Annotated in this window: 10 protein-coding genes, 2 pseudogenes and 1 riboswitch; of the genes and pseudogenes, 3 read left to right on the forward strand and 9 right to left on the reverse strand. The window is 70.9% G+C overall.

The features are described from left to right. Positions 1 to 3: 3 nt before the first annotated feature. From cobO to cobN, 3 genes are read right to left on the reverse strand one after another with little or no spacing between them, the layout of a single operon-like run. The gene (gene cobO / locus MM440_RS13155) at positions 4 to 618 is read right to left on the reverse strand and encodes a cob(I)yrinic acid a,c-diamide adenosyltransferase (RefSeq protein WP_241444808.1); all 615 of its coding nucleotides are present in this window, start codon (positions 616 to 618) and stop codon (positions 4 to 6) included. Then, a complete protein-coding gene (locus MM440_RS13160) occupies positions 618 to 2,696 on the reverse strand; it encodes a VWA domain-containing protein (protein ID WP_241444810.1) in 2,079 nt (692 codons plus the stop codon). The genes cobO and MM440_RS13160 overlap by 1 nt, the downstream gene beginning before the upstream one ends. Continuing rightward, complete coding sequence (gene cobN / locus MM440_RS13165) at positions 2,693 to 6,448, reverse strand: cobaltochelatase subunit CobN (protein ID WP_241444812.1); 3,756 nt, start codon at positions 6,446 to 6,448, stop codon at positions 2,693 to 2,695. Before cobN ends, MM440_RS13160 begins: the two co-directional genes overlap by 4 nt. 24 nt (positions 6,449 to 6,472) lie before the next feature. Further along, positions 6,473 to 6,633: riboswitch (cobalamin riboswitch) on the reverse strand. Between the two features lie 67 nt (positions 6,634 to 6,700). On the opposite strand from cobN, the gene MM440_RS13170 reads away from it, so the two are divergent. Genes MM440_RS13170 through cobJ form a run of 3 tightly spaced genes read left to right on the forward strand, consistent with a single transcriptional unit; the run spans position 6,701 to position 10,217 of the window. After that, the gene (locus MM440_RS13170; RefSeq protein WP_241444814.1) at positions 6,701 to 8,041 is read left to right on the forward strand and encodes a hypothetical protein; all 1,341 of its coding nucleotides are present in this window, start codon (positions 6,701 to 6,703) and stop codon (positions 8,039 to 8,041) included. Further along, on the forward strand, positions 8,038 to 8,691 hold the full coding sequence (locus MM440_RS13175) for a precorrin-8X methylmutase (protein ID WP_284284343.1): 654 nt from the start codon (positions 8,038 to 8,040) through the stop codon (positions 8,689 to 8,691). Before MM440_RS13170 ends, MM440_RS13175 begins: the two co-directional genes overlap by 4 nt. Beyond that, entirely contained in the window at positions 8,691 to 10,217 is a 1,527-nt protein-coding gene (gene cobJ, locus MM440_RS13180) for a precorrin-3B C(17)-methyltransferase (RefSeq protein WP_241444816.1), read from the forward strand. Before MM440_RS13175 ends, cobJ begins: the two co-directional genes overlap by 1 nt. A gap of 40 nt (positions 10,218 to 10,257) precedes the next feature. Here the strand turns inward: cobJ and MM440_RS13185 are convergent. From MM440_RS13185 to MM440_RS13210, 6 genes and pseudogenes are all read right to left on the reverse strand, one after another. Beyond that, positions 10,258 to 10,455, reverse strand: a pseudogene (locus tag MM440_RS13185) (integrase core domain-containing protein); the annotation flags it as partial. Between the two features lie 13 nt (positions 10,456 to 10,468). Beyond that, entirely contained in the window at positions 10,469 to 11,587 is a 1,119-nt protein-coding gene (locus MM440_RS13190; RefSeq protein WP_241444818.1) for an IS110 family RNA-guided transposase, read from the reverse strand. Positions 11,588 to 11,824: 237 nt separating this feature from the next. Further along, positions 11,825 to 12,633: pseudogene (locus MM440_RS13195) on the reverse strand (helix-turn-helix domain-containing protein); the annotation flags it as partial. Between the two features lie 6 nt (positions 12,634 to 12,639). Beyond that, a complete protein-coding gene (locus MM440_RS13200) occupies positions 12,640 to 13,014 on the reverse strand; it encodes a nuclear transport factor 2 family protein (RefSeq protein ID WP_241444819.1) in 375 nt (124 codons plus the stop codon). Between the two features lie 32 nt (positions 13,015 to 13,046). Beyond that, positions 13,047 to 13,835: an SDR family oxidoreductase gene (locus tag MM440_RS13205; protein ID WP_241444820.1), complete on the reverse strand. Its 789-nt coding sequence runs from the start codon at positions 13,833 to 13,835 to the stop codon at positions 13,047 to 13,049. A 74-nt stretch (positions 13,836 to 13,909) separates the two neighbouring features. Next, a complete protein-coding gene (locus MM440_RS13210; protein WP_241444821.1) occupies positions 13,910 to 14,485 on the reverse strand; it encodes a TetR/AcrR family transcriptional regulator in 576 nt (191 codons plus the stop codon). Positions 14,486 to 14,794 lie beyond the last annotated feature (309 nt).

Below are 14,794 nucleotides of genomic sequence, written 5' to 3' on the forward strand. Positions count from 1 at the left end.
GGTCTACCACTCGATCCCCCGCTGGCCCTTCTGACCGGCGTCCATCGGGTGCTTGACCTTGGTCATCTCGACGACCAGGTCCGCTGCCTCCACGAGGCGTGGGTCGGCGGAGCGGCCGGTGATGATGACGTGCTGGTGGCCGGGCCGGTCGCGCAGGGTGGCGACGACGTCGTCGACGTCGACCCAGCCCCACTTCATCGGGTAGGTGAACTCGTCCAGCACGTAGACGTCGTGCTCCTGCGCGGCGATGCGGCGCTGGATCTCGCGCCAGCCCTCGAGCGCGGCCTCGGCGTGGTCCTCCTCGGAGCCCGCCTTGCGGCTCCAGCTCCAGCCCTCGCCCATCTTGTGCCACTCGACGGGGCCACCCTCGCCGGTCTCGTCGTGGAGGCGCCCGAGAGCGCGAAAAGCGCTCTCCTCGCCCACCTTCCACTTCGCCGACTTGACGAACTGGAAGACGCCGATGCGCCAGCCCTGGTTCCAGCCGCGCAGGGCCAGCCCGAAGGCCGCGGTGGACTTGCCCTTCATGTCGCCGGTGTGGACCACGAGCAGCGGTCGGTTGCGTCGCTGGCGGGTCGTCAGGCCGTCCTGCGGCACGGCGGTGGGCTTCCCCTGGGGCATCAGGCCACGCTCCTTCGTCGGACGGCGTCGTGCAGGTCACCGGCCGCGACCTGGTCGAGATCGAGATGCTGCGCACCGAGGTGACCGGCGAGCTCGCGGGCCAGGTGCAGTCGGATCCCCCGGCCCGGCTGCTCGCAGTCGATGACGACGGCGGCCGTGCCCGTGGCCCGGATCCCCTCGGCGACCCGGCGCGCCCGCGGAAGGGCCGCTCGCCCACCGCTGCTCGCCCGTCCGTCGGTCAGCACGACGAGCATCGCTCGGCGGTGCGGGTCGCGGGCGCGCTCGCGCGACACCACCTCGTAGCCCACCTCGAGCCCCTGCGCGAGCGGCGTGCGCCCGCCCGTGGGGACCTTCGCGAGCAGCCGCTCGGCGAGCTCCACGGAGGACGTGGGGGGCAGCACCAGGGTGGCCTGCGAGCCCGCGAAGGTCACCACTGCCACCTTGTCACGGCGCTGGTAGGCATCCAGCAGCAGAGACACGCAGGCCGTCTTGACCTCCCGGATCCGGGCAGCCGCGCCCATCGACCCGGACGTGTCGACGACGAAGACCACCAGGTTGCCCTCCTTGCCACGGCGGACGGCGCGGCGCAGGTCCAGCGGCGCGACCGACAGCGGCTCCCCCGGTGCGCGGGCACTGTCGGCCGCGCGGCCCGCGGCGGTGAGCACCGTTGCGGTGAGCGCTAGTCCGCGACCTCGGGGATCGCCCGGCAGCACCGCCCGCACCTGGCGGCCGGTCGCCGTGTCGGCGGTCGAGCGCCGCCCGGCCACCCCCTCACCCGCGTGCGGCAGGGTCAGCAGCCGGGTGCGGTAGGGCGCCCCAGCCTGGGCTCCCGCGGTCGATCCCGCAGGCCCGGGAGCACCCGACGGTGCCTCGGCCGAGTCCGGGCCGTCGGACGGCGGGTCCGGCTGCGACGCAGCCTCGCTCGGCTCCGGCGGCTTACCCCCGCCCGAGCCGTCGGGTCCACCAGGGTCGTCGTCCGGGCCACCAGGGTCGTCGTCCGGGCCCTCGTCCGGCGGCTCGGGCAACGCCTCGTCCAGCACCTCGTCCAGGTCGTGCGCGGCGCTGGCGTCGTCGAAGGGGTTGCGCCGTCGCCGGTGCGGCAGCGCCAGCCGGGCGGCGACCCGGATGTCCTCGTCCTGCACCATGTCCCGACCCGACCAGGCGGCGTGGGCGACGGCGGTGCGCGCGGTGACCAGGTCGCCTCGCATGCCGTCGACGTCGAAGGCCGCGCAGATCTGCGCGATGGCCGTGATCGCCTCGTCCGGGAGGCGCACCTTCCGCAGCTGCTGCTGTGCGGCCGCGATGCGCGCTGCCAGTGAAGCCTCCTGCCGCGCAAAGTCGTTCACGAACCCGACCGGGTCGTCCTCGTAGCGCATCCGGCGCCGGACGACCTCGACCCGCACCTCGGGCTCGCGACTCGCCGCGACGTCGACGGCCAGCCCGAAGCGGTCCAGCAGCTGCGGACGCAGCTCGCCCTCCTCCGGGTTCATGGTGCCGACCAGCACGAACCGGGCCGCGTGCGTGACGGAGACGCCCTCGCGCTCGATCCGGGCCCGTCCCATCGCGGCGGAGTCGAGGAGGGTGTCGACCAGGTGGTCCGGCAGCAGGTTCACCTCGTCGACGTAGAGCATCCCTCGGTGCGCCGCCGCCAGCAGGCCAGGGTCGAAGGACACCTCGCCGCTCGAGAGCAGCCGGTCCAGGTGCAGCGAGCCGACGACGCGGTCCTCGCTGGCCCCGACCGGGAGCTCTACAAGACGCAGGGGGCGCACGACCCCGCCCGCCGCGTCGGAACCGCCGGCCTCGCCGGTCTTGCCGGACCCGTCGATGCCGTGGCGCGACGCGTCGGGGCACTGAGGGTCGGGATCGGCTGGGTCGCAGGCGAATCGGCAGTGCTCGATGACCCGGATCGGCGGCAGGACCCCGGCGAGGGCGCGCACCATGGTGGACTTCGCGGTGCCCTTCTCGCCGCGTACGAGGACGCCACCGATCGCCGGCGACACTGCGGCGAGGCACAGCGCCAGACCCATGTCGTCCATGCCGACGACGGCCGAGAAGGGAAAGAGCGTCTCGCTGCTCATCGGGCCACCCGCCCGCCGACCGGTGCCGAGCCCCCCGGCGCGTCGTCCGGCCCGGCCTCGAGGTCACCCTCGGCGTCCAGGTAGGTCGCCCGCAGCTCGTCGAGCAGCGCCGGGTCGGGAGCGGCCCACAGGCCGCGGTCGCGGTCCACGGCCTCCAGCAGCCGCTCGGCCATCCCGTGCAGCGCCCAGGGGTTGGCCTCGGCGAGGAACTCGCGGTTGGTCTGGTCGAGGACGTACTCCTGGGTGAGCCGCTCGTACATCCAGTCCGGGACCACACCCGTGGTGGCGTCGTAGCCGAAGAGGTAGTCCACGGTGGCCGCCATCTCGAACGCGCCCTTGTAGCCGTGCTGGCGCATCGCCTGCATCCACTTCGGGTTGACGACGCGGGCCCGGAAGACGCGGCTGGTCTCCTCGACCAGGGTGCGTGTCTGCACGATCTCGGGGCGGGTCGAGTCACCGATGTAGGCCTCGGGGGCCTCGCCCGTCAGCTGTCGGACGGCCGCCACCATGCCGCCGTGGAACTGGAAGTAGTCGTCGGAGTCGGCGATGTCATGCTCACGTGTGTCGATGTTCTTGGCCGCCACGCGAATTCGCCGGTAGGCCGTGTGCATCTCGTCGCGCGCCGGCTTGCCGTCGAGGTCGCGACCGTAGGCATAGCCACCCCACACCGCGTAGACCTCGGCCAGGTCCGCGTCGGTGCGCCAGTCGCGCGAGTCGATCAGCTCGAGCAGACCGGCGCCGTAGGTGCCCGGGCGGGACCCGAAGATGCGCGTGGTGGCCGCGCGCTCGGGCGTGCCCGAGGCGAGATCCGCCTGCACGTGCGCCCGCACGAAGTTGCGGTCGACCGGCTCGTCCACCGAGGCCGCGAGCCGGACGGCGTCGTCGAGCAGCGCGACCGCGTGCGGGAAGGCGTCGCGGAAGAAGCCGCTGATCCGCAGGGTGACGTCGACGCGGGGACGACCGAGCTCGTCCAGCGGCACGACCTCGAGCCCCGTGACGCGCCGCGAGGCGTCGTCCCATATCGGGCGGATCCCCATGAGCGCCAGAGCTTCTCCGATGTCGTCACCCGCCGTGCGCATCGCGGAGGTGCCCCAGAGGGACAGCCCGACCGATGCCGGTGGCTCGCCGTGGTCGGCGGCGTAGCGCGCCACGAGCGAGTCGGCGAGCGACGCACCCGTCTCGTAGGCCAGGCGGCTCGGGATGGCCTTGGGGTCCACGGAGTAGAAGTTGCGGCCGGTCGGCAGCACGTTGACCAGTCCGCGCAACGGCGAGCCGGAGGGACCGGAGGGGACGAACCCGCCGTCGAGAGCGTGCAGCACCGCGTCGATCTCGTCGGTGGTGCCGGCCAGTCGAGGCACGACCTCCTGCACGGCGAACGTCAGCACCGCGCGGACCGCGTCGACGTCACCAGTCGTGGCGAGGGCTGCGACCTCGTCCACCGCGTCGGGGTCCCAGTCGCGAGCCTCCATGGCCTCCACCAGGACTCGCGCAGCGGCCTCGGCGGCGTCGGTGTCGGTGCGCACCGAGGCGGCCTCGTCCAGACCCAGCGCCTCGCGCAGACCGGGTAGCTGGCGCACACCACCCCAGATCTGCTTGGCCGCCAGGACGGCCAGCACGAGCGAGACGCGTGCCTCCCCCTGCGGCGCCTGGCCCAGGACGTGCAGGCCGCCGCGGATCTGCACGTCCTTGATCTCGCACAGCCATCCGTCGACGTGCAGCACGAACTCGTCGAAGGAGTCCTCGGTCGGGACCTCCGTCAGCCCCAGGTCGTGGTCCAGCCGGGCCGCCTGGATCAGCGTCCAGATCTGCTGGCGCACGGCGGGCGCCTTGGCCGGGTCCATCACCGACACCATGGCGTACTCGTCGAGCAGCTGCTCCAGCCGCGCGATGTCGCCGTAGGAGTCGGCACGCGTCATGGGCGGGACCAGGTGGTCGACGAGCACCGCGTGGGCCCGGCGCTTGGCCTGGGTGCCCTCGCCGGGGTCGTTCACGAGGAACGGGTAGACCAGGGGCAGGTTGCCGAGGGCGGCGTCGGGGGCACAGCCCGCGGACAGGGCCGCGCCCTTGCCCGGCAGCCACTCGAGGTTGCCGTGCTTGCCGACGTGCACGATGGCGTGAGCGCCGAATCCGCCCTCGTCCGTAGGCGCCTCGAGCCAGCGGTAGGCCGCGAGGTAGTGGTGGGAGGGCGCCAGGTCGGGGTCGTGGTAGATCGCGATCGGGTTCTCCCCGAAGCCGCGGGGCGGCTGCACGAGGACGACCACGTTGCCCGCCTGCAGCCCTGCGTAGACCAGGTCGCCCGGGTCGGTCCTGCTGGTCGCGCGCGACCGATCGAGATACATCTCACCCGGCGCCGGCCCCCACGCCTTGGTGACCTCGGCGCGCAGCCCGTCGTCCAGCTGGTCGAACCAGCGTGCGTAGTCACCCGCGTCGACGCGCAGCGGGTTGGCGGCCAGCTCGTCCTCGGTCAGCCAAGCCTGGTCGTAGCCACCACGCGCGATGATCGCCTTGATGAGGTCGTCCCCGTTGCCGCTCTCGAGGCCGGGCAGCGAGCCCTCCCCCGCGAGCGGCCCCACGCCCCAACCGTGCTCGTGCAGCGCCCGCAGCAGCGCCAGCGTCGACGCGGGGGTGTCGAGCCCGACCGCGTTCCCGATCCGGGCGTGCTTGGTCGGGTAGGCGGACAGCACGACAGCGAGCCGGCGGTGCTCTACAGGGACCTGCCGGAGGCGCGCGTGAGCCGTGGCGATCCCCGCGACCCGCCGGCACCGCTCGGGGTCCGGGATGTAGGTCGGGAGCCCGTCGGCGTCGAACTCCTTGAAGGAGAAGGGGACCGTGATGATCCGGCCGTCGAACTCCGGCACCGCGATCTGCGTCGCCGCGTCCAGCGGGGTGACCCCGTCGTCGTTGGTCTCCCAGTCGGGGCGCGACGACGTGAGGCACAGCGCCTGGATGATCGGCACGTCCAGATCGGCGAGCGCCCCTGCGTCCCAAGCACCTTCGTCTCCGCCGGCCTGTGCCTCGGCGGGCGTGGTCCCGCCCGCCGCGAGCACCGTCGTGATGACGGCGTCGGCCTGGCGCAGCGTCTGCAGCATCTCCGGCTCGGGGGCACGCAGCGACGCGACGAACAGCGGGAGCGGGCGTCGCGCACCCGCAGCGTCGAGCGCGTCGCAGAGGGCACCGACGAAGCGGGTGTTGTCGCTCATCTCGTGCGCCCGGTAGTAGAGCACCGCCACCGTGGGCCGCCCCTCCACCGGCGCCCGCCACGCGCGACAGCTCTGGACCCCGCAGGCCGAGCGCGGCCCGTCGGACGTCAGGCAGGCACCGGTGCAACCCAGCGAGCCCCAGGACGGGGCGGGCGCCGGGGGCGCGAAGCCATGGCCGGTCAGCAGGACCGTGTCCGACAGGAACGCCGCGAGGGCCGCGAGATTGTGCGCACCACCGTGCGCGAGGTAGGCGTGCGCCTGGGCCGCCACGCCCGCCGGGACCGTGGAGGACGCCATCAGCTCGGCATCCGGGGCCTGCTCGCCCGAGAGCACCAGCACGGGTCGCGGACCGGCCAGCAGGTGGTCCAGGCCCTCCTCCCAGGCGCGGCGGCCGCCGAGCAGGCGCACGACGACGAGGTCGGTGCCGTCGAGGAAGTCGTCCAGCTCGTCGACCGGGACCCGGTTGGGGTTCGCGTAGCGCCAGGGCACCGGGCCGTCTGCAGCACGCGCACTGCGCACATCGGTGTCAGAGGTCGAAAGCAGGGCAAGCATGGTGGCTCCTTGGGGTCCGCGCCCGTAGGGGTCGCGACGACGGGAGTTCCTGGCTCACGGTCCGCCACCTCGCGGTGCCGGGACCGCACACAGTGGCGGGACCGCGCCGGAGTCGCACCGGCTTCCTCCGCTGCTGTCGTCAGCGGTGGCGCCGAGGCAGCTGCCCCGACGCAGCGACTCTAGCAGCGGGGTAGCACGACCCACGGCCCCCACCCTCGTGGCACGCTCCCCCATGGGCTTAGGGTCGAGGTCATGCCAGCCGTCCCCGCCCACACCGCGCCCGACCAGTGCCCGGGCGCGCTGCGGATGTTCGCCGCCTCGGACGGCCTGATCGCGCGCGTCCGGCTCGCCGGGTCGCCGCTGACGGTCGCCCAGGCCCGCGCGATCGGGGCGATGGCCGACCAGCTGGGCGACGGGCAGGTGCTGTTCACCACGCGCGCCAACGTCCAGCTGCGGGGGCTGACGGACGCGGGTGCTGCGGCGTTCGTAGACCGGGTGCGCGAGATCGGGCTGCTCCCCTCCGACACCCACGAGCGGGCGCGCAACATCGTCGTCAGCCCGCTCGGCACGGCCGCCCCGCTCGAGGCGCTGGCCCGGGCCCTGGACCAGGCCCTGTGCGCCGAGCCCGCGCTCGCCACGCTGAGCGGTCGGTGGCTGATCGGCCTCGACGACGGCTCCGGCGACATCGCGTCGCTCCCCCTCGACGTCACCGCCCAGGTGCAGGGCTCGCGCGTCGTCCTGGCGCTCGGCCGCCACCACGACGAGACCGTCTGGGACGTCGGCCCCGCTGCTGACCCCCAGTCCGTAGCCCGGTTGCTCGCCGACGTCTGCGCGGCCTGGGTCGCCGTGCGGGACGCTCGACCGGACACCCCGTGGAACGTCGACGACCTCGACCACGTCGGCTGGGACGCGTTGCGGGACAAGGTTTCTCGCCTCCTGCCGCGCGCGACGGCTCAGGTGCGCAGACGGTCTACCGAACCCAGGCTGGCGGGAGTCGTCCGCGAGGAGAGTGTGCCTGGCGGGTCGCGCACGAGTGGGGCCGGACCGGGCACCGTCACCCTCGTCCTCAAGGCACCGCTCGCCGCGATCAGCGCCGCCGGGTGGCTGGCGGCCTGCGACGTGGCCGCCGAGGCTGCCGGCACGCTCGCGGTGACGCCCTGGCACACGACCGTCATCGCCGGGGTGGCCGCCGACGTCGCGTCCGCCGCGCTCGCGGACCTCGCGCGGGTGGGCTGGGTGGTCGACCCCGCCGACCCGTGGTTACGCGTCCACGCCTGCACCGGTCGACCGGCCTGCGCCAAGTCCCGCGCGGACGTCCAGCTGCGCGCCCGCGAGATCGTCGGCGACCTCGCAGCCGACGCTTCCACGGCGCACCAGCCGCCTGCGGGGCACCGGCTGCCACTCATGATCTCGGGCTGCGCGAGGCAGTGCGGACACCCCGCGACGCCGCACCTGGCCGTGGTGGCGAGCAGCGACGACAGCTTTGCGGTGCGCGTCCACGACGGGAGCCACGACACCCAGCGCGGCCTTGAGCATGGCACCCTGAGCGCTGCACAGGTTCGGTCGATGGCGAGGGGCGAGGGCAGCACGTGAGCGACGGCAGCACCGGGGACGGTCAGCAGGACTACGTCAAGGACGGCGCCGAGATCTACCGGCGCTCCTTCGCGATGATCCGCGAGGAGGCCGACCTGTCCGCTCTGCCCGACGACATCGCCTACGTCGCCGTGCGGATGATCCACGCCTGCGGCCAGGTGGACCTGGTCCGGGACATCGGCTACTCCCCCGACGTCGTACGGAAGGCGCGGGCCGCCCTGCAGGCCGGCAAGCCGATCCTGTGCGACGCCACCATGGTCGCGAGCGGGTTGACCCGCAAGCGGCTGCCCGCCGACAACGAGGTCCTCTGCCTGCTGGGCGATCCCCGCGTGCCCGACCTGGCCCGGCGGATCGGCAACACCCGCACCGCCGCCGCGCTCGAGCTGTGGGGTGACCGGCTCGACGGCGCGGTGGTGGCCATCGGCAACGCCCCGACGGCGCTGTTCCACCTGCTCGACCTGGTCCGGCGCACCGACGCGCGGCCGGCCGCCGTTGTCGGCATCCCGGTCGGGTTCATCGGTGCCGCCGAGTCCAAGGAGGCGCTGGCGACCAACGACCTCGGGCTCGACTACCTGGTCGTCCACGGCCGCCGCGGCGGCAGCGCCATCACCTGCGGCGCGCTCAACGCGATCGCCAGCGAGGTCGAGTGATGGCGGGTCGTCTCGTCGGTGTCGGGCTCGGGCCCGGTGATCCAGAGCTGTTGACGCTCAAGGCCGTTCACGCCATCCGCGACGCCGACGTCGTGGTCTACCACTCGGCGCGGCACGGCCGTTCGACGGCCCGCTCCATCGCTGCCGAGCACCTGCGCGACGGCGTCGTGGAGGAGCAGCTCGTCTATCCCGTGACCACCGAGGAGACCGACGACCCGCGCGGCTACCGCGCGGTGATCGACGAGTTCTACGAGCAGTGCGCCGCTCGGCTGCGGACGCACCTGGACCAGGGGCGCACCGTCGCGGTGCTGAGCCTCGGCGACCCACTGCTCTACAGCTCCTATCAGCACCTGCACGAGCGGCTGTCCGCGGACTACCCCACCGAGGTCGTGCCGGGCATCACATCGATCAGTGCCGCCTCGGCCGCCCTCGCCCAGCCGCTCGCCGAGGAGACCGAGATCCTCACGGTGATCCCCGGCACCCTCCCCGAGGACCAGCTGGTCGCCGCCATCGACGCCACCGACACCGCCGTGATCATGAAGCTCGGGCGCACCGTCACCACCGTGCGGAGCGCGTTGGAGCGTGCCGGCCGCCTGGACGACGCCTGGTTGGTCGAGCGCGCGTCGATGGCGGCCGAGCGCCGGGTCCGGCTCGCGGAGGTCGACCCCGACACGGTCCCCTACTTCGCCGTAGCCCTCCTCACCTCGCGTCAGGCGCGCCCGGCCGTCCCGGCCCCTCCCGTCGGTGCCGACGTCCCGGTCGGCACGGTGACCGTCGTCGGCACCGGGCCTGCGGGAGCCGAGTGGCTCACCCCGCAGGCCCGGGGCGCCCTCGCGGCGGCCGACGACCTCGTGGGCTACGTGACTTATGTCGACCGAGTTCCCGTGCGGCCGTGGCAGATTCGGCACGCGTCCGACAACAAGGTCGAGTCGGAGCGAGCGGCCTTCGCCCTCGACCTGGCGCGACGCGGGCGGGAGGTCTGCGTGGTGTCGTCCGGCGACCCTGGCGTCTTCGCGATGGCGACGGCGGTGCTCGAGGTGGCGAGCGAGCCGGGCTACCAGGACATCCCCGTGCGCATCGTGCCCGGCATGACCGCCGCCCACGCCGCGGCCGCCCGTGCCGGGGCGCCGCTCGGCCACGACTACGCGACCATCTCGTTGTCCGACCGGCTCAAGCCGTGGTCGGTGGTGTCCCGGCGGGTGCGGCTCGCCCTGGAGGCCGACCTGGTCATCGCGATCTACAACCCGGCCTCGCGCTCGCGCCGACACCAGGTCGTGGCCCTCAAGGAGCTGATCGGCGAGCACCGCTCCCCCTCGACCCCGGTCGTCGTCGCCCGTGACGTCGGCGGCCCCACCGAACGGGTGCGCGTCCTCACCCTCGCCGAGCTGCCGACCGACGAGATCGACATGCGGACCCTGCTCATCATCGGCTCGAGCCAGACCGAGCGCGTCAACCGCCGCGGCGCCGGCCCCGGCGGTAGCGACGTCACCATCGCCTGGACCCCCCGCCGCTACCCCGAGGCCTGACCCCACCCGCCGACACGGCACTTCGGCACCGACACGGCACTTAGCTGTAGGAGGCCAGCACGTTGTTGACGCGTGATGGGGTCGCGGATGCGGGTGGTTGCCCATCGTGTGCGCCGTGGGGTCTGTGGTAGTTGTAGTGCCGGTTCCAGACCTCGAGCGCGGCGGTGCGTTCCTGTTCTGAGCGCCAAGTTCGGGCGTAAAGAAACTCCTCGGCGAGGATCCGGTTGTAGCGTTCGATGCTCCTATGTTGGTCAAGCGGCGGCGTCCACGATGTCGTCGGACGGCTGGGTGAGCATGGCACGGGGGAGGTTGTTGAACACCTCCCGAGCGATGTATCGCTTGAGGCATCGGATGATTTCTCGCTTGCTCAGGCCTTCTGCCGTGCGGCGGTCGACGTAGGCACGAGTCGGCGCGTGGTGTCGCATCCGAACGATCGCGACGATGTACAGGGCGCTGTTGGCTGCGCGGTCTCCACCGCGGCTGAGGCGGTGACGGCCGGTGGTGCGGCCGCTGCTAGCCGGCTGCGGGGCTACGCCGCACAGCTTGGCGAACGCTGCCTCGTTGCGGATGCGTTCGGCGTTGTCACCAGCTGTGACAAGGAACTGACCGGCGATCTCGACGCCGACTCCGTGCATCTCGACGAGGTCCGGTGCGGTGGCGGTGACCAGAGCCGCGATCTGCTCGTTGAGGGCCTTGATCTCCGCATCGAGTGTCTTCCATCGACGGGCCAGGTCGCGCAGCGAGGTCTTCACAGCGGCCATCAGCAGTCGTTCCGGGTTGTGGCTGAGGGAGTGCAGGTCCGTGGTTTCCGGGCGCAGCCCCATGCAGCGGTTGACCAGGGTGCGCTTGGTGAGGACGACCAGTTCGTCTCGCAGCGGTGAGGGTGCGCCGATCATCACGCCCCATAGGGTGTTGAACGCCTGGGTGCGGGCCTTGACGGCACTGGCCCGGGTGACACGCAGCGTGCGGATCACCTCGACGGCACCTGACTTTGCCTTCGGAACGGCGGTCGAGGTTCCAGCGATTACGGCGCGGGCGATCTGCTCGGCGTCCAACCGGTCGGACTTCCCGTCCATACGGCGGGCGAGCCTGTTGGGACGGTTGACCTCCACGACCGCGATTCCCTCGGCGCTCAGGTGCCGGGTCAAGGTGGCGCCGTAGGAACCGGTGCTTTCCACGCCGATCGCCTGGACCTGTCCTTGAGCGCGCATCCATGCTAGGAGTGCTGCGTAGCCGCTGTCGTTCGCCGTGAACTCCCGGTGGCCCAAGAGCCGACCGTGGGCGTCTACCGCCGCGGCGTAGTGGGTGTGCTTGTGCGTGTCGACGCCGCCAATGACGGTCACTGGCTCGATCGCGAGTTCGGTTGTCATGCTGGATTCCGCTCCTCCGCTAGGGCTGTGCTGACGGACGGCGGCGAACCGGTCGGACGGGCGACAAGTCTGTGACGGGGCTTCTCGTCCAAGCTCCTATCAGGTCAGATCCGTCCGGCCGGCGCGCGCCACGGAGCTGCACCAGGACCAGCCGACAAATCGAACGCAGGACACCATGGTCATACCTTGGCCGGGGTCAGACCGGCCCCGGTGCAGCGCCACCATAGATTCTTCACAGATCTTCCCGTTGTGCCGCGGCGTGTAGGGCGTGATCCGTTGGTGCCGGCTCGCGCCCATCGCATCGGCGAAAGCGGCGGCGCGATAGCAGGAGCCGTTGTCCGTCACGATCCGCTCGAGTCGTGTGATGCCGTGGGCCTCGAACCATGCTCTTGCTCGGTCGAGGAACGCGATAGCGGTCACGGCCTTCTCGTCAGGCAGCGCCTCGGTGTAGGCGAGTCGGGAGTATCCGTCGATCGCAGAGTGTAGGAACACGTAACCGGTCTTCGTGCCGCGAGTTTTCGTCCTCGCCACAGCCTTGGCTTCGGGGCTGTTCTTCCCGTGCACGCGCCACCCGCCGCCGTCTGGGATGCGGCCGGTCTTCTTGACATCGATGTGCACCATGTGGCCGGCCTCTTAGGGATGATTTTCTGCGGTTCCCGGTTGCTCTCGCCGTTCGGGTCGATGAACCTCCGCCGGTTCAGGCCGAGCTGTGCGAGAAGTCGGGTTACGGTTCGGCGGCTGACCGGGGTGCCGTCTTGCCGGAGCTCGAACGCGATCCGCGATGCCGGCCATTTGTGTTCGCGGCGCATCGCTTCAATACGTTCAACCAATCGGCCTGGTGTGGCGGTGGGCTGGCGTGCTGGGGCGGAAGAGTGATCGATCAGCCCGAGCGTGCCGTGTTGCTTGTAGCGGTTCACCCACTTGGACGCTGTCGCGCGGGAGATGCCCATCTCGGCGGCCACGTGCGCGATAGGGCGGGTGCGACAGCGCTGGATCAGCCGATTCCTCCCTTCAACTGTGAGTGGCGCGTTCGCATGCACCGACATGGCCTCTCAGTTCACACCCATGAACATGTACGCGGTTGTCACCTGGCCATCAGCGTTGCGGAACACGACGTCGACGCCGCGTCCGACAACGTCGCTAGAGGGAGCTGTCATCGACCAGCGCAGCAGGAGCGCGTCATCGGCGTCGAGCTGCTGGTCATAGTTGAACACGAGTCGCTTGGTCGCGATCATGTCGTCGTGAACGCGGGCGATGTGCTCCGCGATCTCTGCCGCGCCGCGGAGGGCGATTCCGAGGGATGAGATCACGAGCTTGCCCTCGGGAGCCCACAGCTTCTCGATGATGTGGCGTCGCTGCTCAGGATTTGGCTCGGTCCAGGTCGACAGGTAGTGCTGCTGGAAGTCGATTGGGGTGCTGGCGTTCATGGATTCTCCTCAGTGGATCTGCGTGTGAGTGGTTAGACGGTCTTGACGGTGCCGCCGTCGATTACGAGGTCAGCGCCGAGGATGCTCGCGGTCACGGGCGAAGCGAGCAGAGTGATGAGAGCCGCGACTTCCTCCGGTTCCACCAGGCGGCCGCCAGTGACGCCGAAAGTGGCCGGTAGCGCAGCAAGGAAGTCGGCATGCGTTGCCCCGAACGTCTCGGCAACTTTCCCGCCGAATCCGTCCGGGTCGCGCCAGAGGCCCGTGCCGACAGGGCCGGGCGAGACGGTGTTCACACGCACACCTTGCGGGCCGAACTCTTCCGCCAGCCGCTTCCCGAATGCCGTGAGCGCCGCTTTCGCTTCGCTGTATCCGACCGGACCGGTCGCCGGGACGCGCGCGTTGATCGACGACACGTTGACGATCGCGCCACGTCGCTCGATCAGCGACGGCAGTGTCGCACGAGATGTCCATACCGCGCTGAACAGGTTCAGGTCGAGTAGGTTCCTCCACTGCGTGTCATCGGCTTCCAGGAACCCGCCGAGCTTCAGCTGGTCGGCATCGCCGGCTCCCACGTTGTTGACCAGGATGTCCAGGCCGCCCATCTCCATGAGCGCTTCATCGACAACCCGACGGGCAGCGTCCGGTGCGGAGAGGTCCGCTGCGATACCGAACGAGGCTACCGCTTTGAGCTCGGGCGTGATCGTGCGCGCGGCACCGACCACACGTACGCCTTCTGCTGCGAGGGCCCGAACCGTAGCGAGTCCGATTCCCCGACTCGCTCCCGTCACGAGAGCCGTCTTGCCATTGAGTGCGAGTTCCATTCGCATCACCTTTCTTGAACTACTGGTCTAAAACGTGGACATGAAGAAGCCCGGCTCGATCTCCGGCTGGAGCCCTAGAGCACCGTCAGTGCAGTGTCGATGATTCGATGCAGAGCCGGGGCCTCGTGAGTCATCGCCATCACGCGCAGGCCTGCCAGCGTGTTCGCCACATGCTCGGCCAGTGCCTGAGCATCGCGATCGTGAGGTACATCTCCCTCGACCTGGCCGCGCCGAATGCGTTCGGCGAACCAGCTCGTGGACTCGTCCTGCATCCGTCGCAGCTTCTCGGACATCCCCGCATCCTCACCTGCGAGCTCCACCGCGGTGTTGCCGACGAGGCACCCACGACGCTGCGCCTGCGCAAGATCCCCATCGACCACAGCCTTCAACGCGGCCGAAATGCACTCGCGCGCGGTCCCAGGCCGCGCCATCCAATACTCTGCTGTCTCGATCACCCGCCGGTGGTAGAGATCCAAACACTGGTCGAAGAGCGCTCGCTTACTAGAGAACGCGTTGTACAGGCTGCCCTTCGCGATGCCCGTTGCCTCGGCCAGCCGGGCCGGCGACGTGCCGGCGTAGCCGTGGGTCCAGAACTCCTCCATCGCGCGCGACAACACCAGGTCGTCGTCGAAGCTCCTTGGGCGTCCCATACCGCGAGACTATCCGTTACTAGTCCCATAGGTCAAAAACTGTGTCAACAACCTCATGGCCAGCAACACTTAGCTACGCCCACCCCGCCGACACGGCACTTGGCCACCGAAACGGCTGTTACACCAGCCATCTCAGTGGCCAACTGCCGTCTCGACCCCTGCAGCGTGACCAACCGCCATCTCAGTCGCCAACCGCCATCTCGACGCCCTCGGCCAACCCCTCGACCAGGCATGACGACCGGGCGGGGCGGGCAGGCAGCACCACCGGGCGGCCGGGACGGGCACCAGCACGACGCCTGCCGTGCACAC

This window comes from Arsenicicoccus piscis (genome assembly GCF_022568835.1).
GTDB lineage: Bacteria > Actinomycetota > Actinomycetes > Actinomycetales > Dermatophilaceae > Arsenicicoccus > Arsenicicoccus piscis.

Bases quoted from the DNA above. Each gene is read 5' to 3' on its own strand.
- cobN (WP_241444812.1), bottom strand. From the start codon at position 6,448: ATGCTTGCCCTGCTTTCGACCTCTGACACCGATGTGCGCAGTGCGCGT.
- MM440_RS13200 (WP_241444819.1), bottom strand. From the start codon at position 13,014: ATGAACGCCAGCACCCCAATCGACTTCCAGCAGCACTACCTGTCGACC.
- cobO (WP_241444808.1), bottom strand. From the start codon at position 618: ATGCCCCAGGGGAAGCCCACCGCCGTGCCGCAGGACGGCCTGACGACC.
- MM440_RS13160 (WP_241444810.1), bottom strand. From the start codon at position 2,696: ATGAGCAGCGAGACGCTCTTTCCCTTCTCGGCCGTCGTCGGCATGGAC.
- MM440_RS13210 (WP_241444821.1), bottom strand. From the start codon at position 14,485: ATGGGACGCCCAAGGAGCTTCGACGACGACCTGGTGTTGTCGCGCGCG.
- MM440_RS13190 (WP_241444818.1), bottom strand. From the start codon at position 11,587: ATGACAACCGAACTCGCGATCGAGCCAGTGACCGTCATTGGCGGCGTC.
- MM440_RS13170 (WP_241444814.1), top strand. From the start codon at position 6,701: ATGCCAGCCGTCCCCGCCCACACCGCGCCCGACCAGTGCCCGGGCGCG.
- MM440_RS13205 (WP_241444820.1), bottom strand. From the start codon at position 13,835: ATGGAACTCGCACTCAATGGCAAGACGGCTCTCGTGACGGGAGCGAGT.
- cobJ (WP_241444816.1), top strand. From the start codon at position 8,691: ATGGCGGGTCGTCTCGTCGGTGTCGGGCTCGGGCCCGGTGATCCAGAG.